The 22627-nt window shown below is 58.5% G+C and carries 22 protein-coding genes; 6 read left to right on the top strand and 16 right to left on the bottom strand.

Going from position 1 to position 22627, the window contains the following annotated elements; translation table 11 throughout:
* Positions 1-4 precede the first annotated feature (4 nt).
* Positions 5-1525: an ABC transporter substrate-binding protein gene (locus tag EDE09_RS10075; protein WP_132410146.1), complete on the bottom strand. Its 1521-nt coding sequence runs from the start codon at positions 1523-1525 to the stop codon at positions 5-7.
* Between the two features lie 103 nt (positions 1526-1628).
* The gene (locus tag EDE09_RS28135) at positions 1629-1769 is read right to left on the bottom strand and encodes a hypothetical protein (RefSeq protein ID WP_165924154.1); all 141 of its coding nucleotides are present in this window, start codon (positions 1767-1769) and stop codon (positions 1629-1631) included.
* A 255-nt stretch (positions 1770-2024) separates the two neighbouring features.
* Between EDE09_RS28135 and EDE09_RS10070 the strand changes: the two genes are divergently transcribed.
* A complete protein-coding gene (locus EDE09_RS10070; RefSeq protein WP_105371274.1) occupies positions 2025-2327 on the top strand; it encodes a hypothetical protein in 303 nt (100 codons plus the stop codon).
* A gap of 84 nt (positions 2328-2411) precedes the next feature.
* On the opposite strand, the gene EDE09_RS10065 is transcribed toward EDE09_RS10070, so the two are convergent.
* From EDE09_RS10065 to EDE09_RS10045, 5 genes are read right to left on the bottom strand one after another with little or no spacing between them, the layout of a single operon-like run.
* On the bottom strand, positions 2412-2921 hold the full coding sequence (locus EDE09_RS10065; protein WP_105371275.1) for a DUF995 domain-containing protein: 510 nt from the start codon (positions 2919-2921) through the stop codon (positions 2412-2414).
* A gap of 15 nt (positions 2922-2936) precedes the next feature.
* Positions 2937-3914 carry a glycoside hydrolase family 26 protein gene (locus EDE09_RS10060; protein WP_132410144.1) on the bottom strand — a complete coding sequence of 326 codons (978 nt, stop codon included), beginning with the start codon at positions 3912-3914 and terminating at the stop codon, positions 2937-2939.
* The gene (locus tag EDE09_RS10055) at positions 3907-5814 is read right to left on the bottom strand and encodes a glycosyltransferase family 2 protein (protein ID WP_132410142.1); all 1908 of its coding nucleotides are present in this window, start codon (positions 5812-5814) and stop codon (positions 3907-3909) included. The genes EDE09_RS10060 and EDE09_RS10055 overlap by 8 nt, the downstream gene beginning before the upstream one ends.
* Positions 5811-6797 (bottom strand): UDP-glucose 4-epimerase GalE, encoded by a 987-nt coding sequence (gene galE, locus EDE09_RS10050; RefSeq protein WP_132410140.1) that lies wholly within the window; start codon positions 6795-6797, stop codon positions 5811-5813. Before galE ends, EDE09_RS10055 begins: the two co-directional genes overlap by 4 nt.
* Positions 6797-7801, bottom strand: coding sequence for a UDP-glucuronic acid decarboxylase family protein (locus EDE09_RS10045; protein ID WP_245505119.1), 1005 nt, complete (start codon positions 7799-7801; stop codon positions 6797-6799). The genes galE and EDE09_RS10045 overlap by 1 nt, the downstream gene beginning before the upstream one ends.
* A 381-nt stretch (positions 7802-8182) precedes the next feature.
* Here EDE09_RS10045 and EDE09_RS10040 point away from each other — a divergent pair, with 381 nt between their 5' ends.
* A complete protein-coding gene (locus tag EDE09_RS10040; RefSeq protein WP_132410136.1) occupies positions 8183-9331 on the top strand; it encodes an AraC family transcriptional regulator in 1149 nt (382 codons plus the stop codon).
* Between the two features lie 37 nt (positions 9332-9368).
* Here the strand turns inward: EDE09_RS10040 and EDE09_RS10035 are convergent, their stop codons facing one another.
* The 6 genes from EDE09_RS10035 to EDE09_RS10010 all read right to left on the bottom strand — a co-directional run bounded on the left by EDE09_RS10035 (position 9369) and on the right by EDE09_RS10010 (position 16117).
* The gene (locus EDE09_RS10035; protein WP_112797559.1) at positions 9369-9707 is read right to left on the bottom strand and encodes a hypothetical protein; all 339 of its coding nucleotides are present in this window, start codon (positions 9705-9707) and stop codon (positions 9369-9371) included.
* A gap of 13 nt (positions 9708-9720) precedes the next feature.
* Complete coding sequence (locus EDE09_RS10030) at positions 9721-10281, bottom strand: ATP-binding protein (protein WP_132410134.1); 561 nt, start codon at positions 10279-10281, stop codon at positions 9721-9723.
* Between the two features lie 4 nt (positions 10282-10285).
* Positions 10286-12646, bottom strand: a complete 2361-nt coding sequence (locus EDE09_RS10025) for a SpoIIE family protein phosphatase (RefSeq protein WP_132410132.1) — start codon at positions 12644-12646, stop codon at positions 10286-10288.
* Positions 12643-13821 carry a class I SAM-dependent methyltransferase gene (locus EDE09_RS10020; protein ID WP_132410130.1) on the bottom strand — a complete coding sequence of 393 codons (1179 nt, stop codon included), beginning with the start codon at positions 13819-13821 and terminating at the stop codon, positions 12643-12645. Before EDE09_RS10020 ends, EDE09_RS10025 begins: the two co-directional genes overlap by 4 nt.
* A complete protein-coding gene (locus EDE09_RS10015; protein WP_132410128.1) occupies positions 13818-14336 on the bottom strand; it encodes a ubiquinone biosynthesis methyltransferase UbiE in 519 nt (172 codons plus the stop codon). The genes EDE09_RS10020 and EDE09_RS10015 overlap by 4 nt, the downstream gene beginning before the upstream one ends.
* Before the next feature lie 65 nt (positions 14337-14401).
* Positions 14402-16117, bottom strand: a complete 1716-nt coding sequence (locus EDE09_RS10010; protein WP_132410126.1) for an EAL domain-containing protein — start codon at positions 16115-16117, stop codon at positions 14402-14404.
* 183 nt (positions 16118-16300) lie between these two features.
* Between EDE09_RS10010 and EDE09_RS10005 the strand changes: the two genes are divergently transcribed.
* Positions 16301-16588 (top strand): hypothetical protein, encoded by a 288-nt coding sequence (locus EDE09_RS10005; protein WP_132410124.1) that lies wholly within the window; start codon positions 16301-16303, stop codon positions 16586-16588.
* A gap of 249 nt (positions 16589-16837) precedes the next feature.
* Here the strand turns inward: EDE09_RS10005 and EDE09_RS10000 are convergent, their stop codons facing one another.
* Both EDE09_RS10000 and EDE09_RS09995 read right to left on the bottom strand, forming a co-directional pair.
* Complete coding sequence (locus EDE09_RS10000; RefSeq protein ID WP_105371287.1) at positions 16838-17422, bottom strand: intradiol ring-cleavage dioxygenase; 585 nt, start codon at positions 17420-17422, stop codon at positions 16838-16840.
* A 24-nt stretch (positions 17423-17446) separates the two neighbouring features.
* On the bottom strand, positions 17447-18409 hold the full coding sequence (locus EDE09_RS09995; RefSeq protein WP_105371338.1) for an MBL fold metallo-hydrolase: 963 nt from the start codon (positions 18407-18409) through the stop codon (positions 17447-17449).
* A 136-nt stretch (positions 18410-18545) separates the two neighbouring features.
* On the opposite strand from EDE09_RS09995, the gene EDE09_RS09990 reads away from it, so the two are divergent.
* Positions 18546-19505 carry a LysR family transcriptional regulator gene (locus tag EDE09_RS09990; protein ID WP_165924153.1) on the top strand — a complete coding sequence of 320 codons (960 nt, stop codon included), beginning with the start codon at positions 18546-18548 and terminating at the stop codon, positions 19503-19505.
* Positions 19506-20133: 628 nt separating this feature from the next.
* Here EDE09_RS09990 and EDE09_RS09980 read toward each other — a convergent pair.
* A complete protein-coding gene (locus EDE09_RS09980; protein WP_105371290.1) occupies positions 20134-21039 on the bottom strand; it encodes an SDR family oxidoreductase in 906 nt (301 codons plus the stop codon).
* Positions 21040-21151: 112 nt separating this feature from the next.
* On the opposite strand from EDE09_RS09980, the gene EDE09_RS09975 reads away from it, so the two are divergent.
* Together EDE09_RS09975 and EDE09_RS09970 are read left to right on the top strand one after the other, a co-directional pair.
* On the top strand, positions 21152-22129 hold the full coding sequence (locus EDE09_RS09975; RefSeq protein WP_105371291.1) for an AraC family transcriptional regulator: 978 nt from the start codon (positions 21152-21154) through the stop codon (positions 22127-22129).
* Positions 22130-22179: 50 nt separating this feature from the next.
* The gene (locus EDE09_RS09970; RefSeq protein ID WP_245422789.1) at positions 22180-22611 is read left to right on the top strand and encodes a c-type cytochrome; all 432 of its coding nucleotides are present in this window, start codon (positions 22180-22182) and stop codon (positions 22609-22611) included.
* Positions 22612-22627 lie beyond the last annotated feature (16 nt).

The raw sequence follows: 22627 nt of genomic DNA, 5'->3' as shown, positions 1-22627 counted from the left end.
CCCGTCACTTTACCCAACGGATCGAGGAGAGGCCGTAGTTCACCTCAAGCGGATCCACCGCGACGCCCGTGATGCGCTTGCTGGAAACGATGGCAAGTTCCGACCAAGTGACGGGGATGCTCGGCAGTTCCTGTTGCAGGATCTCGGCCGCTTGTGTCTCGAGGGGAGCGCGGACAGAGGCATCGCTTGTCGCGGCGAGCTTTTCGACGACAGCCTGCATCTCCTTGTTGTCCCACCCCATAGCGCCCCAGTCGCTTCCACCCGGACCATAGTCCTGCAGAAGCGTGCCCACCGGATCGGGCACGATCGAGTAGAGGCGTGAGATCAACCCCATCTCCAGCGTTCCATCCTTGTGGCGCGCGGGGATTTCCGAACTGTTGCCCACAGATACCTTGACGTCGATGCCGACCCGGCGAAGCTGAGCCTGAAGCGCTGTTGCGAGCGGCGGCAGTTCCGGCCAGCTGGAATAGGTCAGCATGGTGACGCTGAAGCGCTTTCCATCCTTTTCGAGGATGCCGTCCCTGCCCGGCGTCCAGCCGACTGCCGCCAGCAGCGCCTTCGCCTTTTCGACATCCTGCGTAAGCGGCTCGACGCCAGGCATGTTCCAGCCCTTCATCGCCGGCGGGAAAAGCTGGGTGGCGGCCAGATCGGCATTGCGCAGGATAACCTTGGTGATCCCCACCCGATCGATGGCGGCGCTGATCGCCTGCCGCTCCTCGATCTGATCGAAGAAGGGCGACCCGGCATTGACCTTGAGGATGCGGGTGCGCGGGATCGTGGCGATCTGGACGTCCAGCTTCGGATTGGCCTTCAGACGATCGACCGAGACCGGGAGCATGGAGAAGACGAGGTCGGCCTCGCCGCTCTCGGCCATAAGGGCGCGGGTTTCCCCCTGCCCCACGGCGAGATAGCTCACCTCCGTAATGCCGGGCTCGCCACCCCACCACCTGCCCGAGCTCTCCAGTTCGAGCCGGGCCGGCGGGGTGAGTGTCTTCACCCGATAAGGCCCGGACCCGACGATGCCGGTGATCTTGCCTGCACCGTCGAATGAAGACGGAGCAAGGATGATGGTGCTGAAATGCACGAGATAGGCGGGCAAGGCAGAAAACGGCTTGTGCAGCTTGATGCGGATTTCGCCGCCCTCGCCTGCGATTTCGGCAATCGGAGCCTGAGAAAGGACCCCTACCCCTCCAAGCGTCCGCCTAAGACTGGCAACGGCGGCCTCTGCGGTGACCTTCGTCCCATCGTGGAAAACGGCGTTGTCGCGAAGCGCAAAGGACCAGTTCAAACCGTCATCGGAAACCGTCCATCTTTTCGCAAGGCCGGGGGCGAGCGTGCCCTGCTTGTCGGTCGTGACAAGCGTCTCGGCGACCTGAAGCCGGCTGAAGACATAGCCGGTCTGTGCCGGTTCGATGCCGGCGATCTCCCAAGGTCCCGCGACCTTGAGCGTTTCGGCGCAGGCGGAACTGACGGATATCGGCGCTCCGAGCGTCAGCGTTAGGAAAAGCGCCTTCATCATGCGCATCGCATTCTCCATTTCTGATTGGATATCAAAATTGTCCGCTCAGCCCCACTTCGCAGGCCGCAACGCCATATTCGGCGTCCTCCTTCGTGACTTCGGCCAAGCTTCATGGATCGATACCCGCCTGGTCTCGCCCCATGATCACGGTCAGCGAACCATGCTCGAGTGCCCCGCAAAGATGACGGAGCGCCGCGTGGTTCTGATAGCCGGGCGTCGGATGTTTGAATTTCAGGCTGATATCGCTCATCGCGTCCTCGAAAACTGGAAGCGATTCCTTAGGTAATGTTATTACGTTCGTCAAATGAAATGTTACGTAATAACATACGTAGCCAGTGACCGCGTTTTGAAGAGGGCCTGAGCCGCTTCGGCAGGTCTTACTTGGATGAAGCGCCAGCCGATCAAGCTGTACGAATTCCGTGGATTATCACTTTTTCAGAAACGCCTAATTAAAGCCTTTTAGGTAGGGTTATCGGCACGGGGTCATCAAAAAGGGGAACTCGCCGTGACATTGCCAATCAAATTTTTGCCCGAGACCTTCGCGAAGAAGACGCTGTGCTGCGCCGTCGCAACGTTGCTTGTGGCAGGCATTGCCGGATGTTCGTTCGTACCCGATCAGGGTCAGCGGACGCCGCTGTCGGTCAAGCAGGTCGGCTATTCGGTGCCGACGAGAAAACCTGTCGAACGCGGGCAAGCGATCGTGAAGCAGAAAGAAGCAAAGATCATCCAGACGAGCTACCTCGGTCGTGCCCCCTATATCTGCACGCCGAGCGGTTTCGGAAGCACGTCGCGCTGTTTCATGCGGTAGGAGTTGCGCGCCGGCATCAGGTCAATACGCTGTACCGAATCGACAGTGATGCCAGGCGCGCAACTCCCCTCCCCCCCGGCCCGGTTATGGGGCTTTGCCGACGATCGCCTGGATCTTGCCCAATTGCGCGCCTACATAGTCGCCATAGCGTAGTTTGGTGAACTCGTCGGAGGAGTTCACGGGCGCATTCCTGAAGATGTACCACTGACCGTCAGGTTCACGTTTCTGGTAGATGACGTTTCCCTTCTTGCGATGGCTGAAGCAGGTGATTGCCGGAGCCGAGCCGCTTTGGGCGTACCAACGAGCATTGAAGCAGAGCTTGCCCGGCTTGGTAATAAACCATCGGCCGACGCCATAGGAAGGAGGACCTTCTTCCCTTGACCAGGCTGTGAACCGTCGCGCCCGCACCGAAAAATGGCCCGCACCAGCCTTCCAGATCCACGAGTTTTGGCCATAAAGCCTGTAGATTTCTGTATTGTTCAGGGGGGTAGTGGCCTTCACGTTAGCGCCTCCGGACGACCCAGCAGCGGATGCCGCCGTCGCAAAACCACCGGCTAAAGCGAACGCCAGAAACATTTTCGGAAATGTCAGCATGTCGGAGTTCCTTCTTCAATTCGTGGTTTCGCGTGCCACCCGCCAATCCGGCCGGCCAAAGCCGTTCGGCCAGGGATAGACTTCGCGGTCGTTGAAGTAGACCACTGCGGTCAGGGCCGGAAAGTCGGGATACCGTCTGGTCACGCTTTCGGCCCAGTTACGAACGTATGACTCGTCACCTTCATAGCCGAGTTCGGCGACCATGATCGGCTTGCCAAAATGCGAGACACGGCCATATCCTGGCGTCAGCCGTTCAGAGAACGTCTGGTCCCGCCCGGTCGTATAGCGATCGTACTGCTGAAAGCCAAAGACCGAGAGGCCAATGACATCGACCACGTCATCCCCGGGATAAAAGGCCTCAAGGCCCTCATTGCCCTTTGGTGACCACATATATTGGGCCGTCTTCAGATGGGTTCGGCAAACCTGCACCATCCGGCGGTAGGCGGCTATATAGTCGTTGCTCTGCCAGTGCGACCACGAGAACTGGTTGTCTGTCTCATCCATTTCCTGGGCCCAGCGGATGATGACCGGGCTTTTCAATGTCGCGGCGGCAGAGCAGACGGTAGCCATGTACTCGTCCCGCGAACCGTTCAGAATGCCCTGCAGCAGTTCCTGCGGCGTCAAGCGCCAGTCGGGCGACCAGGACCATGGCTCGACTGAAATCAGCAGCGAACGGCCGCGTGCTTGCGCGTAGTCGTCGGCGAGCGTCAGCGTGGACAGGTCGACGTCTTCCCAAGGCAGGAAGAGGTGCTCGATCCAGGAACTCGACGGTTCGTCGAAGTCGCCATGCGGGTCATAGGCGCCGAAGGTTATTGAATCAGGGGTGACGATCGGCCTCTTTATCGACCGTGTCGCCGCTGTCATGGCTGATGGCGCAGCAAACGCAAGTAGTCCTGCTTCGGGAAGATTGCGCGGCATGATCGCCGTAAGGACAGATCCCGACAACAACAGGCTGGTTAACGACAAGGCTATTACTTTCGACAGGTTATGCATTGTCCTCCTCCTTCAGGCTCGGATAGCGCCAATCCGGATAAACGGCATCCGTTCTCAATTCAGTTCCCGCCGGAACGGAATCCCATCGTGGCTTCAAGATGATCGTGCGTAGCGCGGCTCCACCTCTGCCCGCCCCGGCGACCCCGTAGCGTTCGGTGAAGAATTGAAGGCTGCCCCCCCAGGCGAGCGCCTCAACCCCGTCTTTTCCACGCATAGTCGTTGCAACTCCGGGGAGGATGACGAGCGTCAACAGCGCAAGCGCCATGGCGGGACGATAAAATCGGGGGGGCGTGGCAATCCTGTTTTCGCGGGAATGCCTGATGACGATGACCAGCAGCAGCAGGGCATAGATCGCAGCATTCAGGATCGTAAAGAGGTAAAACCCCTTCGTCGCTCCGGCATCGGCGATGGCGAATGCCGGCAGCACCGCGACAAGTGCAAGGAAGGCATAGGGCGCCAGGACACGCAGCGGCAGCGGATCGACTTCGGACCGCCCCTTTGGGGTGACCCGGAAATCAACAAAGGATCCTGTGAACCAGTCATGGATTGCCGCCAGCGTGCCGGCAACCGCCCATGGCCAGCGCGCCAAAAGAAAGAGCATGCATTCCCAGTTCAGGACCTTGGCGTCGTATGGGCGGAACGAACCGCTGGCCCGCCAGCGATAGGCCATCACCACGAGAGTGATCGCGAGCCCTGCAAAATGCAGCAGGAAATCCGGATAGGACACAGCCACGAAGCTTTCACCGCGCACGAGCGCGACAATCGGCGTTGCAAACGTCAGCAGCATGAAGAAAGCAAAAAGCGGATACCAGAGCTGGGAGAACAGGAATTGGAACCTGAGCCTGAATGGCAACCGGCCGACGAGGCGGGGAGAATACTGCAGAAGAAGCATGACTAGGCTGCGCGACCACTGGAATTCCTGTGTCACAAGGTCGCTGAACGTGGCAGGCCCGTCGCCATGGGCAATAGCGTCAAGGGCATGTACGCCCCGCCAACCGGCGGCATTCATCATCAACGTGGTGGAATGATCTTCCGCCAGTTCCGGCCCCAGGCCGCCGATCTGTCTGAGCGCCGACGTGCGCACCGCATAATGCGATCCTATGCACAATGGCGCCAGCCCTGCATTATAGCCGGCTTGAAGCGAACCGTGCATACTCGCTTCTGCGTAGAGCCTTCCCCGAGCCGACCAGCTTTCAGCCGCGTTCTTGTCGCAGATGCTGGGTGCGGAGACATAGCCGACTTTCGGGTCGGCGAACGGGCGCAGCATTTGGAAAAGATAACCGGGCTCGGGAACGTGGTCGGCGTCGAGCTGCGCGACGAAATCATAACGATCGTAACCATAGTGGTCGTAGAAGAAGGCGAGATTGCCCTCTTTGCATCGCGTGCGTCGCGGCCAGGAGGCCCTGTGGTAATCGGTTCGCCCTTTGCGGGTCGAGACGGAGACACCATGGCTGCGGCACCAGGCGATCGTTTCGGAGGATGGGTCCTCGTCGGCGAGCCATGTATCGTGCGGCACATCCTGGGCTAGCATCGCCTGCAAGGTTTTCCTGACGACGGAGAACGGCTCAGAAGGCGCCTTGGTCACGACCATGGCCACCCGGCTTTCGGCCGGCAGGCGCAAGGGGCCGTTTGGTTTGGTTGCCCGATAGAAGATGACGATAAAATAGGCGGGCAGCAGGGTGATCCAGATCAGCACCACGCTTACGATCACGGAGCCGAAAGCGTCGTTGTGATGGCGCGGCTCCAGCCACCAGGCCCAGAAGTAGAGAAGGGCAAGGGCCCAGAGCCCGGCCAGGACCAGATATTCCACCCGGCGGGACCCGGCCAGAACCGGCACGAGAAGCGGCTCCTGAGCGACATTCGGGATGTCCTGCACTTTCGTCGTTGCCAGCTCCGTCACGACCGCACCTCCAGCCCGAAGTAGGGGGCAGCCGTACGCACGATGGTTTCGAGATCGGAATATCGTGGCTGGAAACCCAGGGTGCGGCGCGCGAGACTGGCATCTGCATAGAGGCTCGGCGGATCGCCCTGCCGACGCGTATGCATCATGACCGGGACCTTGCTCCCGGTAATTTCCTCAATCGCCTTCAGGACCTCCCTGATGGAGAAACCGTGGCTGGAGCCAAGATTGACAGCGAGGTTGCCTCCACCTCCGGCAAGATGCCTGAAGGCCAGCAGATGTGCCTGCGCGAGGTCGGCGACGTGGATATAGTCCCTTATGCAGGTTCCGTCCGGCGTATCATAATCGTCGCCGAATATCTCCAGATGCGGAATTCTGCCGGCCGCTGCCAGCAGGGCCCGCGGGATGAGATGGGTCTCCGGAACATGCCATTCGCCGAGCTCTCCTTCGGGATCGGCTCCGCAGGCATTGAAATAGCGCAAGGCGACGTAACGCAGGCCGAATGCCGCCGCATAATCGGCGAGCATATATTCGCCGATCAACTTGGTTCTGCCGTAAGGGTTTATCGGCGCCTTTGGTGTCGCCTCATCAATCGGCAGTACGGAGGGCACCCCATAGACCGCGCAACTCGATGAGAAAATGATGTTCTGCAGGCCGGTCTGTCGGCAGGCATCCACAAGTGACAACGCGCCACAGACGTTGTTGTTGTAGTACTTCGCCGGGTTCTGCACGGATTCGCCCACATAGGCGGACGCTGCGAAGTGGATGACGGCATCCGGTACATATTTCTCGATGGTCTCGATCAGGCATTGCAGGTCGAGGACATCGCCTTCGACGAAAGGCCCCCAGCGCACCGAGGTACGGATTCCGGTCGTCAGGTTGTCGTAGACGACCGGCTCGATCCCTTCCGAGCGGAGCAGCTTAGCGGTGTGGCTACCGATATAACCGGCCCCGCCCGTGACAAGGATCCGTGGCGTGGTCATCACATGGCCTCCGCAAGCTCGCGCGTCGTGCGAGCGAGAAGGCGCTCGAAATAGTCGATCGTCTGTACGAGGCCTTGCGCCAAATCCACATGCGGGCGCCAGCCGAGCTCCTGCGTGGCGAGCGAAATGTCGGGGCGGCGCTGGCGGGGATCATCGGTTGGCAGCGGATGATGGATGATTCTCGACTGGGAACCGGTCATTCCAATCACCTGTTCGGCCAGTTCCCCGATGGTGAATTCCCCGGGATTGCCGAGATTGACGGGTCCCGTCAACGACGGCGGCGAGGCCATCATGCGGAGGAAACCGTCAACGAGATCGTCGACGAAGCAGAACGAGCGGGTCTGCGAACCGTCGCCGTATATTGTGATATCCTGCCCTGTGAGAGCCTGGACGATGAAGTTGGAGACGACGCGGCCGTCATCCGGACGCATGCGTGGGCCGTATGTGTTGAAGATGCGAACGACCTTCACCTCGACCTGAAGCTTCTTGTGAAAGTCGAAGAACAAAGTCTCCGCGCAACGCTTGCCCTCATCGTAGCAGGAGCGCGGGCCGAAGGGATTAACATTGCCCCAGTAGCTTTCGATCTGGGGATGGACGTTCGGGTCGCCGTAGACTTCCGAGGTGGATGCCTGGAGAATGCGTGCGCCAGTGCGTGAGGCCAGTTCCAGCAGGTTGAGCGAACCCAATACGCAGGTTTTCGTGGTGTGGATCGGGTCGAGCTGATAATGCGGAGGCGATGCCGGGCAGGCGAGATTGTAGATCTCGTCGACCTTCAGGTCGAACGGTTGCACTATGTCGTGCGCGATGACCTTGAACGTGTCAAACCGCTCCAGATGGTCTATATTGCGTCTCAGACCGGTGGAGAAGTTGTCGAGGCAAACGACTTGATGACCGGCCTGGAGAAGAGTCTCGCACAGATGTGATCCCAGAAAACCGGCGCCTCCGGCGACAATAATCTTTTTTGATTTCTGGGGTTTTTGCGGTGAGGAACGCCTCCTATAGATCGCTTCTGCAGAAGATTGGGCACGAATGTTACCAAGATAGTTCACGACTACCTCCATACTCGACGGATTGTTTTTAATAAGACGCGGTTTCACCTATCCAACGACGTTCGCCTTGGATGCTGGCACAGGTGAATATTTAGATATTTCCGGGTATCTCTCCGGGGGTCTTGCTTTTTTATTTAGATACAAGCAAACGGGACAGTTGTCGTTATCATCACATCCTAAAAATTATCGCTCTGTACATTTTTTCTAAATAAGTAATATGGATTATAACTTTTAGCTGTGGCACTTCGGGATTTTCTCCCTTTTCGGCAGGCGCTCCGAGATTGCCGTTCTTAACTTCAGGCTGCCCGGGCTCGGTTTGTGAGCCGGAGGATTTGAATGAGTGAAGAGTTCGGATCTGCAAACAAATCGGCAAAGGGAGAAGGGTGGCCAGACCATCTGGAGCGGCGGCGGTGGCCGCGCGAGCCTGCTACCCAGAAAGAAGACCGTCCCGAAGCTCCACCCGCACTGATCCCCCTGAGGTTCTCGACACTGGATCTGCCTCTTCTGGAGCAATTCGAAGCGTGGCGGGCACATATGGCTCCGCTCGTCGAGGTGCATTTGCCGAATGGGAAGTCTCCCGATGATGGTTTCCTTGCCGAGCAGATCGGGTGGCGGCTCGGCGATATGCTCGTCGTTCAGCAACGTACGCCCGAGCACAGCTATATCCGCGACCAGGCCATGCTCCGATCGAGCCCGATCGACCATTGGAATCTCGGTCTTCTTCGTAGCGGCCGAGCATGGACCGAAGTTGACCGCCACGTCACAGAGACCGCCCCGGAGGAGATATTCTTCAGGTCTCTCAGTTATCCCTATCGCGGGCGGATAACCGATTCTACAGCCGTACTCCTCTTCTTCTCCTATGAATCGCTGGCGAATGATGCCAGCCTTCTGCAGGCGGCCAACAACACCATCCTATCCGGCGGCCTCGCCGATTTGCTCGTCACTTATATCAACGAAATGGAGGCAAAGCTTAGCAGCCTCACGGCAGGGGAAGTGCCGGGGGTCATACGGGCGGTCAAGGACATGGTTATTGCTTGCGTCACTTCATCGACGAAGCTGGACGCAAAACAGATGCAGACCAACATGGGGATGATGGAGCGGGCGCATCGCTATATTCATCTCAACCTTCACTCGGGTAATCTGACACCCGACACCATGTGCCAGGCACTGGGCATCTCGCGCACGCGCCTCTACCAACTGTTCGAATCCAGTGGAGGCGTCCTAAACTACATTCGAAAACTTCGTCTTCAGCAAGCGTATGCGGAGCTGAGCGATCGAACCAATCACAGGCCGATCGCCGAGATCGCAGACGCTGCCGGCTTCGACGTGGCGGCTAATTTCACACGCGCTTTCAGCCATGAATTCGGAGTTAGCCCTCGCGAAATCCGAAGGGCGATGGGGACGGGCCATGTGGCCAGCACGGCTGCTTTTGCCACACGCAGTCATGAGACGACGATCGGCGATTGGCTAGCGCTGGCAGGTTAATCGGGCTTTGTTGCCCCGCAGATGCCGGCTCCTTCAGTCAACTGAGCGTGAGATCGACGCCAGGATGCAGTTTCTTCAGGTTGGGAAGGGACCTCGACTGCCAGGGATATTCCGAGCTTCCGCGCACTGTTAATCGGATATTGGGCCTGTTGCGCGCCTCGATCGTAAGTTTTGCGAGCAGGTTGATCCCGGATGAATTGAGAAACTGCAACCCGGTAAGATCCACCGTAACGCGATCCGGTTCGGTTTCAATGATATTCATGACGAGGGAAAAGATAGGCGCGTAGGCCTCTGTATTGGGCAAGCGCATGGACCCGTCAAAATAAATCTCCGTACCCTCTGACCAGACACGATATTCGTCTTCCGTGACTTCCATATTGAACCGCCCGTTAATTTGAGACATCTGGAACCGCGATAGATGCATAGGTTTCGAGCGGGATCTTGCCGCCCGGCTCCTCGGCACCGAAAACCCACGCAAAGTGAGCGCCATAATCGCTCATGAGGGTCAAAAGCCCAAGGCCCGAGCCGTTTTCGGTCGTGCTGGTCGCATTCGCCTCGATCCGCTTTATAAGAAGGTCCCCTGGGTCGCCAGTCGTGATTTCCGACAGCAAGTGCTGGAACTGCAGGGCGGGCTCCTCATCGATAAGATTGGAGACTTTTGCCCGGAAAACATTGTCGTCGACCGAAGCTTCCACGACGACCTCGCCGGCTGCACGGAACTTCACGGCGTTCTCAATAAGCTCATTCGTCAGATAACCGACATTGTGCCGAACCTCCTTATAAAGATTGCGGGATGTACGGTAGCGCAATGCGACGAATTCGGCGACAAAATCGGATGTGATGGCACAGTGCTTCCAACCGAGTTCCAGAGGTCCCTCGAAGAGGCAAAGCCGTGTGACTTTTTCGCCGGTTCCGATTGCCAGATCTTCCAGCCCATATAAAGTTGTCATTCGATCACCTGTGTCTCATGACCACAAGCGTGATGTCGTCATGAATTTTCTGCGTACCGATATGGGCCATCAGGTCGTCGATGATCCCGTTTTTCACATCCTCCGCGCTCAAACCGTAGCGCCGGCCGGCGCTTTCGCAAAGCCGCTCGATCCCGAATAGTTCGCCGTCCGGGCTTTCTGCCTCGGTCACGCCATCCGTATGAAGAACAATCATGTCGCCCCGATCGAAGGTGACTTCTCGTGTTGCCACGAACGGCGAAATGTCCGGTTCCAGTCCAATCGGCAGGCCAAGATCGAGCGTGTCGATCCGTTCCACCTTTCCAAACTTGCGCACGACGATCAACTCCTCGTGTTGACCCGAAAGCGTGAGGCGCCTTCCGTCGTAATCCAGGAAGGCGAGGGAAAGGTGCTTGTTCGTGCTGGTCCTCACAAGATTCTTGTAAATCGCACGGTTCATGCTGTTCAGGAACTGCGAAGGATCCATGTCGCCTGCCTCCTGCAAGGCCCGTGCGATCGACTGGACCATCAGCATCAGGACGCCGCTTTCGAGGCCATGCCCGGTCACGTCGCCGATGCCGATCTTCAGTCGCTCGCCGTCCTTCAGGACATCGTAGTAATCGCCCCCGACCTCATCGGCCGGCCGCATGTAGGCCGTGATCTCCAGATCGGTTATCTCTTCCAGCTCACCGGCCTTTGGAAGCACCATCATCTGGATTCGGCGCGCCACGGCCAGTTCCGCGCCAAGGCGCAGGTTTTCGCTGCGCAACTTCTGATTCAAGGCGGAAATCTGCAGGTTCGCCTCTTCGATCTCCTTCGTCCTGTCGTCAACGAGCTGTTCGAGGTTTTCGGTATGGAAACTGATCTGTTCCGCCATGCGGTTGAAGGCTAGTCCGGCTTCGCCGACCTCATCATGCGTCGGAATATCCACTCGAACAGAATAATCCTTAGCCTGAATGCGTTTGGCGGCATCGGCGAGCGCGCTGATGCCTCTGGTTATGCGCTTGGATATGGCGAAGACCGCTCCGATGACGAAGCACAGGGATACGGCAAGAGCAAGAACCTGGTAAATCAGGATCCGGTTGGTCGCCTTGGAAATCCCCGCCTGGGCGGCAAACAGCGAGGCGTAGATTTCGCGTTCCGGCACGATAATTCCGAGCAGCATGGCTTCACGCCCGACAGGGCCTGAGACCCAGAGATTTGTCGGCTGCAACTGTTTTAGGACGACGAGATACGGAACCTTCTCGCCGTTTTCGTCGAGGAGGATGTGCCGCAACAGTCCATCTTCCCCCAGTGGCAATTGCGCGATTTCCGGCTGTATGCTGCGCCTGAGGGAGCGGCTGAGGCCCGTCACGCCTTCGCCGCCCGTATCGCTCAACGCCTGCAGGCCCATGATCTTCTCGCCGATGGGATTGATGGCAACAACATTGCCATCCGACATGGTGAGAAAGCCGAAGCCATTATCGGCGACTTTGACGTTTTCGACAATTTCTGCCAGTTGGTCGAGGGTGATATCCGTTCCGGCGGCGCCTGCGACCTTCGTGCGGTCGCGAGACCAGAGTGGCTGGAAGAAGCTGACGATGAGCTTGCCGGTGATCGCATCCGTATAAGGGGCCGTCTGGGTAATGTCGTCGTTGACCGGCCGCTGGTTCGGATCCTTGGCCCATTGCTCCCAGGACTCGTAAAGCCCCGGAAAGAAGAAGGTCCAGAACTCCGCACTGTTATGGCCCGGATAGAGCTTGTCAAAAGTCTGGGCCTGATCCGTGTAAGGCGCCGTGCGGAAGATCGGTCGTTCCTTGGGGCCGATGTAATACATCTGCAGCTTTGACAGACCATTTGCCAGCAGACTTGGTGCAATGAGGTCGAGGACCGTGCTGTTCTCGATATCCTTCTGCACTTCGGGCAGCGGAAGATGATCGGAACCGAGAAGATATCCCCACACACTGACGACGGATGGCGGACCGGGCAGGTTCTGGGCCCATCCTCCTTTGGCGTCGTAAACGACCTCGACCGTTTCCGGAGCACTGCGAGCCACCGCCTCCCCGATCTGGGTTGCCATCGGAGGGCCGTCAATCTGCGCCTGAAGGACGCCAGCCAGCGTGTTTACGTCGGAATGGACGCGGTTCAGGAGCAGATTGACATGCTCGGCCGTCGTCTCCGCGTAAGAACGGATATAACCCTGATTGGCCTCTTCCAGCCCCTGGCCGACCTCGGCGGTTGCGTCTTGCGAGAGACGTCGCACATTCCAAAGCGCTAGTCCACCCGTTACGAGCAAATCGAAGAGAACCGCGCTTCCGACGACGATTACGAATTTCGCGCGGAACGAGCGCAATCCAAACCGTGCGACCTGCTGGCTTGGTGTCCTCATAGTGGTTTACGTCCGGATGCCGCCCAGATTGGCCAGCCGGCGTATCCCTTAGGGTGAAGGGCGGCAAAGATGTGATCCCTGAACCCCTGGCGGAACCGTTCAATGAATTCGGGAGGATCGCCACGTTTTACGGCCATTTCTCCTGCGTAAACCTGTTCCCATGCCGCAATCACGTCGGCAAAGTCCTGGGGATCTCCGTCCAAATTTGTAACCATGAAGGATTCCACCAGGATATCGTCGAAGCCGGCATCGACGAGATGTCGACGGCTCTTGGGTCCAAATTCCACATCCATTTCGAAGTGGCTGAATAGCTTTGCAACCTCATCATATGTCCACTGAATGCTCTGCGATCGGGGTTCTCCGAGGCAGTGCGAATTCTTTTCGTTGGTAATATACACCCGCCCGCCAGGTTTGCAGATCCGATAAAGCTCCTTCAAAAGCGCCGTCGGCCGATTGAATATCTGAAGCGAATGCCGGCAGGTCACCAAGTCGAACTGATTGTCCTCGAGAAGCATTTCCGATGCGTCGCCGTAGGTATACTCGACATCGGCAATGCCGAATCTGGCCGCCATGTCGCGCGCATAGTCAAGGCTTGCTTTCGAGTGGTCGAGCGCCACGATGCGCGTTGGCTGGAACTCTTTTTTGACAAGAATGGCGAAATCACCGATGCCACAACAGATATCGGCCATCACGATTCCCGGACGCATGCCGTGACGGGGAAGGATTGTGCGCTCATGGCGCCATGTCATTTTGGTTTGAGTCCGCAATATCGGAATGAAGCTCGTATCCTCCACGAAGCTTTGGCCGGGATAGAATTTGGAATCATAAACTTCCACGGTCACCCGCGGTTCGATCCTGTTCAGGTGCGTGAACATGCGCTCGGTCCAGCCGACGACGCTTGAGGTCACCACGACGAACCGGAGATCCGGCCTCGCCCGACAGGCATCAAGAACGACGCGAGAAATGGCCTGGAAAGCGGTGTTATTCATTTGGACGAGGCGTCGCAAATTGATGTGGAGGACCCCTCGCACATCAGCTATCGCGCTTTTCAGCATGGAAATGGTTGCCGCGATCTCGTCCACCGAATGCGGCCGGATCACGCCCGCCAGTGAAAACTCCTGGTTGTTGGCGTCGAACTCCGCAGTGAATGGCGCTGAAAAGACGATGGCGTTCAACTTAGGGCTCTTTCAAGCGGAAGGTCGGCGACGAACGTTATATCTGACGGAGCATGTTCCTCGAGATGCAAGTCAGCGTCGAAATTGATCGCCAGATCGAGAAGAATGACCTCCCTGTTTGGTGTCTGATCCATTGAAATGGCGCTCAAGTACCTCCCGAGCACATCCTCTTGATGAGTCTTCGCTATGGCCTCGCGATAGAACTGCTGCTGTCCGGGGGGGCATCTGAAACTGAGCCTCACACGTTCCTTCAAATCATGTCGATAGACCGTGCAGTCCAGCCTGCCTTCGGGAGAGCCGCCGCGAAACGACACCTCCAGCAGCTCATTGAGAGCAAAGGAGAAGAAATTCGAGTGGCGGATCGGGTCCATGCGGTTATGGCTGATCATCCTCGCCATAAAGGTCGACAGCTGATCGCAATGCTGCCAGTCGGACAGAAAGGTTGCCATGTCCATTTCGAACTGGATCAGGGGTGCGAAGCCCGTTTCCTGAGGCTTCTTCCTGGCTGCACGCATGTCTTCTCCTCCTTTCATCTACTCCTCGGTCCTGAAGCTCTTCACACGATTTGCTGCTGGCACCATCAGGGTTCGAAGGCGGGGTTGGGGCTGGATATCGGCGTTTCCCCGAGAGGAACGGTCGACGCGAACTTGTGCAGGAACGCGTCGATTGTCGAGGCGGGCATGGGATGGCCCAGATAATATCCCTGCAGCCGGTCGCAACCCGTCTTGCTGAGCCAAGCAGCCTGCTCGGCCGTTTCCACGCCCTCGGCGGTGACGTTCATCCCAAGGCCGTGGGCCAGGGCGATGATGGATCGGACGATCGTCTGGCTCTTCTCGTCGTTTTCGAGATCCTTGATAAAATACTGGTCGATCTTGATCGTATCGAAGGGGAAATTCTTCAAATAGCTGAGCGAGGAGTAATAGGTGCCAAAATCGTCTAGCGATATCTGCACACCCAGCATGTTCAGGGTGTTGAGCGTATCGAGATTGTTTATCGTCCGTTCCAGGAGCACGGATTCGGTAATTTCGAGTTCAAGCCGGTCTGCGGGGATGCCGACCAGATCCAGAGTCTGCGCGATGCGATCCGTAAGCCCCGCATGCAGAAATTCCGCCGGAGAGAGATTGACGGCAACCGTAAAATGGGGCGGCCATTTCATGGCTTCGCGACAGGCGGTTTCAAGCGCCCATTGGCCGATTTCGCTCATCAGTCCGTCCATCTCAGCCATGGGTATGAAGACATTGGGCGGGATGACGCCGACCGTTGGGTGACGCCACCGCAATAGTGCTTCGAAGCCAACAATCGAGAAGGACGGCGTTACCAGGGGCTGATATTGGACGAAAAACTGACCTTCCGTGAGGGCGGTTCGCAAGCTGCGCCGCAACATCTCCCGTTGTTCCAGAACAATCAGCATGGCGCGCGTGAACGTCCGCGCCCGGTGCCGGCCATCTTTCTTGGCTGCATAGAGTGCGATGTCGGCCGCTTTCATCAGTTGCTCGAACTCATTCCCATCAGTCGGTGCAACAGCAATTCCCACGCTTGCGCCGACGAAGACGTTGATGCCACCGACAGTGAACGGCTCCTTGAAGACGCTGACGAGCGCCTCGGCAAGGCGCTCGGCCTCTTTCGGCTGATTGGCTCTCCATTGGATGACGGCGAATTCGTCGCCGGCCAACCGGTAGGCGAATTCCTGGTCTCCCAGCACGCTTCTAATTCGCTCGGCCGCCATTTTCAGCACGGTATCGCCGGCGCCGTGCCCCAACGTGTCATTGACAGGCTTGAAGTCATCGAGGTCGATTTGCATGAGAGCAAGTTTGCTCCCCTCGGAGACCGGAAGGGCGCCCCGTAACTGATCGCTGAATTGCCGTCGGTTTGGTAAACCGGTCAACACGTCGTGGGTTGCCTGGTGCAGAAGAAGAGCGCGGTCTTTTTCGCTCTGGCTGTAGGTTCTATGGAAGCTCGAGGTGCTTTCCGCTTCGATGATGCCGATGCCGCCGGCGCTGCGGAAGATGATGAGCGTGCGTTCATCTCCCGTTTTCACATTCGCAATCTCGACTGTCCGAGGCAGTCCGCTCGCAAGCACGAATTCTACCGCAGATTTTGTCGCATCAGCCAGCAGCTCCGGGTAGACGTGCCACAGGGTTGCGTCCACCAGCGAATCGACGGCGTAGGCTTTTCGATGCCTTGCCGAGCACTCCGTGAGATGAAAGCTCTCATCATAAAAGGAGACGAGTTCAACCGTATCGGCGTAAAGGCGATTTTCCACAGGGGCGGACCGTGTCGCATCGGTATTCGACATCTCTCGTTCCCCTTTCGCACCGTCCTCTTAAACGAAACCTGAATAACCCATCTGCATCTGCTCGACTTTGAATTAACTCAATTCCGGCTGACTCGGTTCTTTCACAAAACTATCGCGTAACGTGTTGTGGTCAATGCCGCGGGACCGACGACGCAGCAAATTCTAACTACTCTAGAGGCGGCGGTGGCATCCATATTTCGGAATTGTTCTGCAACCGAGGGCGAACTTGAACATGATGATCAGGTTGTTCTGGATGGGGGCACTTTGGCCAGCGTGGTGAATTCGCCGTTGCAGTTGGCTAAAAGAGAATTGAAGTCGTCACTCCCCCTGATAGACGAGCACTTCAACGACATCGTCGCATCCATTGGTCTACGAACCCCTGATGCACCCGGCAGCACGGCGTCGATGCTCGCCGCGCTCCTTGGTCTCGCGATGGGGAAGATGGCGATTGCAATTGGATTACGATGGTAACCAATTCCTCGACGCCTTCCTGCGATTGGACGACATTTCGGAACGGCTTGCGGCCTCGGCAGAGCGCGATCAGCACCAGTCTCTGCTGCAATAGTCTCCTTTGTTTAAGCTTCCCCGTGCGCGACACAGCGCACCGCCGGTTGGGCGATCGAACCACATTCCTCCGAGCGGCATCGCTGGCGGTTGGCAGTGGTAGGCGACACCCGTTGGCCCACCAAACGTCTGAACCACTGCTGAAAAACCCGTGTATCAGACCACGAAATCGAAGCGCGCGAACTGGCCGTCGTCCGCGGAGCTGATCGTCATGAGCAGCGCCTCATCGAAGATCCGATCACGCGCATTGCCCGGCTCGCCCGGAAAGAAGAGCTGCGTCGTCAGGACATCTCCGCCCGGCTGCTGAACCCTGAAATGGAAGTGTCGCGTGCGTCCCGGATACAGCGCCGGCACGACGGTGTTGAACCACCAACGTCCCTGCCCGTCGGCGAACTGATGTCCCCGCAGGCGGAAGCCCGAACGATCGTACTCACCGTTTTCGTCCGCTTGCCAGATCTCGACAAGACTGCGCGGCATGGGACGGCAGCGATCATCGAAGACATAACCGGCGACAGTTATACGTTCGCCGCGAGGCGCCTCCAGATGGAGATCCCGTTTCAGCGGTGAGTTCGGCTTGAAGAACGGCCCTGCTTCGCGAGCCGGCGTCGGTTCGTCTCCGTCGGCACAGGCACGGGTCAGCGGCAGTCGCGGCGCCTCCTGGGCAAAGGCGATCGCTCCCGTCAGCGGCACGAGCGGCATGGCGAGAAAACCCGAAAGAAGTGTACGTCTTGATGTTGTCAATGCGGGCCTCCGTTCCTCACCCTATCAGAACTGCCAGTTGACCGGGACCCAGGCATAGCCGGAGTCTGTCTTGAGCATTCGGCCAAGGCCCGGAAACGGATAGTGGAAGCCGAGGACCAGGAGCCGGTCCGCCGCCGCCATGTCGAAGATGCGTCGACGGGAGGCGAGTGCCGTCTCCTTGTCGCGATCCGGCCCCGGCATCCATGGTCGGTCGACGTTGACGATCGGGTGATAGGCGAGATCGGCGGTCAGCAGCAGCTGATCGTTCCCGGACTGAACAAGGAAGTTTGCCATGCCGGGCGTGTGGCCAAATGCCGGAAGCGTCGTCAGACCCGGGACGATATCCGCGCCGGCTTCGTACAACACGATTCCGTCCGCCACTGGCTCGACGCTTCGTTTGATGGCGGCTGCGAAATTACGGCGGAACTCTTCGGGGACCGGCATGTAGGAAAGGTCCGGATCGTTACGAACGAAGAAGTCCCAATCGGCCCGAGGCGCAAAGATGGTCGCACGCGGAAATGCCTTGCCACCGTCCGCGGTTCGAAGGTTGCCGACATGGTCCGGGTGCGTGTGTGAAACCACCACGACGTCGATGTCCTCGGGCCGCAGACCGATGGCGGCCAGATTCTGGAAAATGCGGCCGCCTTGCGGACCCATGGTCTGACCGGCTCCCGCCTCAAGGAGGATGCGCCTGCCATTCGTCTCGATCAGCAGCGTATTGAGATTGAGCGTCATGCGGTCGGTCGGCAGGAAGGCGCGCGTCAGAACATCCTGCAGTTCTGCCTCCGGCGCATCGCTGGCGTAAACACGCGGAGGGCCGCCGATAAGCCCGTCACTCAACACGGTCGCTGAGATGTCGCCGACCCGAAAGCGGTAATGGCCGACATTGCCGCCCTGGCTTGGGAGCGACCCCGCTTGAGAAGCCTGCGCAAAGGTCACGCCGGCCGGCAAGGCCAGTCCCGCCACGGCTGACGCAGCCGTCAGCATGATCTTCCTGCGATTCAGTGTGATTTCAGCCATGATTTTTATCCCGTTCAACATACCTGCTTGCAGGTGTTGTTTTTGATTTCAGCATCGGCGGCAGAGGTGCGATTAGCGCCGCCTCGCGACATGTACTCTACGGATGACACAGATCAGGCGTGAGGATAAGCTAATCAAAACGGATCAGCTTAATAAGCAGGACTTTGCAATGCGACCGCTGCGCCTGGATAACTTGGAGATCTTTGAGGATGTCGTCCGCTGTGGCGGCTTTAGAGCTGCTGCGCTCGGCAGGGGCGTTTCGTCGTCCGCGATCAGTCAATCGATCGGCGTGCTCGAGGAAGCACTGGGCATCCGGCTGCTGAACCGAACGACACGCAGCGTCGCGCCGACTGAAGCAGGCGAGCAGCTCCTTAGGCGGCTAGGGCCCGCTCTTCACGACATCAGGACAGCGATCGACGACCTTAATCAGCTCCGCGAACGCCCATCCGGCACCGTGCGCATCAATGCACCGGGTCCGGCCGCCGATCACGTTCTGTGCCCCTTGGCCTTTGAGTTCATGGAGATGTATCCCGACGTCAATATCGAGATCGTCAGTGATGCCGCGATCATCGATATTGTGCAGCAGGGTTTCGACGCAGGTGTGCGCTTCGGGAACCAACTCGCCCAGGACATGATCGCCATGCCGCTGGGCCCCGCCTTGCAATATGCGATCGTGGCCTCGCCTGATTATCTCCGCAGGCGCGGCCGACCCGCTTCACCGCACGATCTCCTGCAGCACGACTGCATCCGTCGCCGTTTCCCCGGCGGAACCATGGCGACGTGGAAATTTGAAAAGGACGGCGAAGAGGTGGAGATCACTCCGAATGGTAGGTTGACACTGAGTTCGGCGCATCAGGAGCGGCAGGCCGCACTCGCAGGCTCGGGAATTGCTCACCTGTTCGATGATTATGTCCGTGACGATATCGAGCAAGGAAGAACTATCGAACTGCTCGGCGGCTGGAAGAAAAAACTGCCAAGCTGGTACCTGTATTATCCGAGCCGGCGGCATGCGAGCGCAGCCATGCGAGCATTCCTCGAATACATCCGTCATCAACATTGGTAGCCGGGAATATTGGCGCGACGGCAGGAAACCAGCCGACATCTCCGTAGATGCCGCGGGTTTCGTCTCCGCGGCATCTAAAACTTCGTCACGCCCGGATGTTGCCGACAAGCCCAGCCTGCGCGTTTTGGACCTTGCCTAGCCGCCCCCCCGGAAACAGCTGAAGTAACAAGTTCTGGCGGAGACTTATCCTCTCATACACCGGTTTTCCGGCAGCGGTAGTCTGGAGGCATACGCGTTCAATGCCGGTAGATTGGATCGCCTCGTAAAGTGCCTCGAGCGTGACAGCCTCTCCGAAACCACGCCGCTGGCGATTAGGGTTGGTCGCCACCAAGACCAGAAACAGGTGACCATCCACCTCGCACGCGCCTGCACAGGCGACGGGGCGAGATCCCTCATATGCGACATAGGCGAATATCTCGTCACGCCACAGCTCGAACCCCGGAACCTCGTCATTGCATCCGCCTGCGACAAGCCGTGGGCGCGCGTTCAGATTCCTTTATCTTCCTTCAAATCCGAATTTCTTCTTTCCGAATAGAAGACGTCCAGATTGCTATCTAACCATAGGTTGATTCTTCCACATAACCGGATTGTTGCTTGCGAGCGGATCGCGACTGCTGGGTTGGCGAAACTAGCCTGCGCCGAAATAGGCAGGCCCGGCCAGATCCTCCAAAAGGCTTTCACCGTTCGGAGCCCACGCGAGGCTTACACGCGTCTGGACGCTGGATGCTTGAATATCCATCGCAGCAAAATGGCTGAACCAGCCATAATGAGAAGCCGCTGTTTCGGGCTCGATCGATTGGACCGGGAGGTCCAATCCCGCGCCGATCGACGTGGCTATCTGCCGGAAGGGGACGCCTTCCTCGGCAACCGCGTGATATCGGGCATAAGGAGCTGCCTTCTCGACTGCCAGCCGGTAGAGCCGCGCCGCATCGAGACGATGAACGGCCGGCCACCGGTTCTCACCATTGCCGACATAGGCGACAAGCCCGTTTTTGCGAGCGGTCCCGATGAGTATGGGGATGAATGCATGATCTCCATCGCCGTGAACGGTGGGCGGAAGGCGAACGACCGACACCGGAACCCCCATATTGGCAACTGCATCGGCCGCAACCTCGGAAGCGGCACGGGGATTGGCGCCTTCGGACGAAGGCGGCACCGGATCGGTCGCCTCGGTGACAAGCCCATTTCCGGGCAGCACGCCTATCGCAGACGTGACGACAAGCGGCCTTCGCGAACCGGCGAGTTCTGTGCCGAAGAATTCGATGATGGACCGATCCGCCTCGCAGCTTTCCCTGAATTGCGAGAAATCGTGGTTGAACGCGGTGTGCACCACTGCATCCACCCGCGCTATCGCTGCGCGCAGATTTTCCTGATCACGCAAATCTGCGGCAAAGACATCTGCTCCAAGCGTGGCCAGTATTCCGGCTGCGCCCGCCGACCGGACCAGTCCAATGACCTTGTGTCCGGCAGCGATCAAATCCGTCACCACCGCCGAACCAACAAAGCCTGAAGCTCCTGTCACCAAAATCCGCATTGTCTTGATCTCCCCTTGTCGCCCATGGAACTTCCTTCAAGGCTAGAGGCTTGCTTGCGCACGATCCACGCTTTAAAGTCTGCACTATCGTCGCAATCGTCCGGATTTCGCCTTGGATCCCCTTTCTGAAGTTCTGTCGCTGCTCAAAACCCGCAGCTACATCTCATCCGGGTTCAGCGCCGCAGGCGACTGGTCTCTTCACTTTGCGCTGCGCGATGACATCATCAAATGCTACGCCGTCGAGGCTGGTGCATGTTGGCTTGCTGTGGAAGGCATCGAGGAGCCGATCAGGCTCGAGGCGGGAGATTGTTTTGTGCTGGCGAGCGGCCGGCCCTTCCGACTGGCAAGCGATCTGGCATTGCAGCCGCTTGATTCCAAGACAGCTTTCCCTCCCGCGGAACCCGGCGGTACGGTGACCGTCAACGGCGGCGGCGACCTGCTTCTTGTCGGCAGCCGGTTCACGGTTGCCGGACGCCACGCTGGGGCACTTCTCAAGATGATGCCGCCCATCGTTCACATCCGAAAAGAGGTGGATCAGGTGGCGCTGCGCTGGTCGGTGGCAAGGATGCGCGAAGAACTTCGCGAGGGTAGGCCAGGCGGAGCGCTGATCGCCCAGCATCTGGCCCATATGATGCTGGTACAGGCGCTGCGCTTGCACCTGGATGAGGGAGGCCATGAAGCCGGCTGGTTCGCTGCACTGAAGGACGCCCGCCTGAGCAAGGCACTTTCGGCCATCCATTCCGATCCGGCACGACGCTGGACCTTGCGGGATCTTGCCGGGCAGGCCGGAATGTCCAGGTCCGTCTTCGCGCAGCGGTTCCGGGAAACGGCCGGCGAGACGCCGATGGACTACCTTACCCGCTGGAGAATGCTGCTTGCAGGCGAGCGGCTGGAAAGCACCGGTGAGCCCGTATCCGCGATCGCACCCAGCCTTGGTTATGAATCCGAAAGCGCCTTCACCAGCGCCTTCAAGCGCGTCATGGGATGCACCCCCAGAGAGTATCTCCACCGCCGGCACAAGCTGCTCTCACCTCGGCAGCTCAAAACCGATCCGGACGATCGCGACGATATTCGAGACGCAGCCGAATAGATCGTATCGGGAAGACTGTTTTATCGTGCCTACAGCAATGGAGGCAATGAATGATGTCTACCCCATTCCATGGAATGCCAGGACTACAGGATGCCCAGGATGAAGGAAGGCGACGGGCGCTGCCGGCGATCCTTCTCGCAATATTGAGCTTGCTCTGTCACCTTCCAGCTGCCGCTCAGGATATCGACGGAGCTCGCCTGTTTCAGCAGCGCTGTGCGACCTGCCACAGTATGGAGGCCGGTCAGAACAAGGCGGGTCCGCACCTGTCGGGCTTGATCGGCCGGGCCGCCGGAACCGTCGAAGGCGCTACCTACTCGGACGCGATGCGTTCCTCCGGCATCACCTGGGACAGCCAATCCCTCGAGGCCTTTCTCACTGCGCCGGGCCGCATGGTCCGCGGCACACGGATGACGGTTGCCATCCCCAATGCAGGCCAGCGAGCGGCAATCATCCAATACCTCGAAGGCCAGCCGGCCAATTAAGATCAGGAGAAGCACC

Origin of the sequence: Neorhizobium sp. S3-V5DH, assembly GCF_004343065.1 — a bacterium.
Taxonomy (GTDB): domain Bacteria; phylum Pseudomonadota; class Alphaproteobacteria; order Rhizobiales; family Rhizobiaceae; genus Neorhizobium; species Neorhizobium huautlense.
The sequence above is the reverse complement of the archived record's forward strand: the minus strand, read 5'-3'. Positions and strand labels throughout refer to the sequence as shown.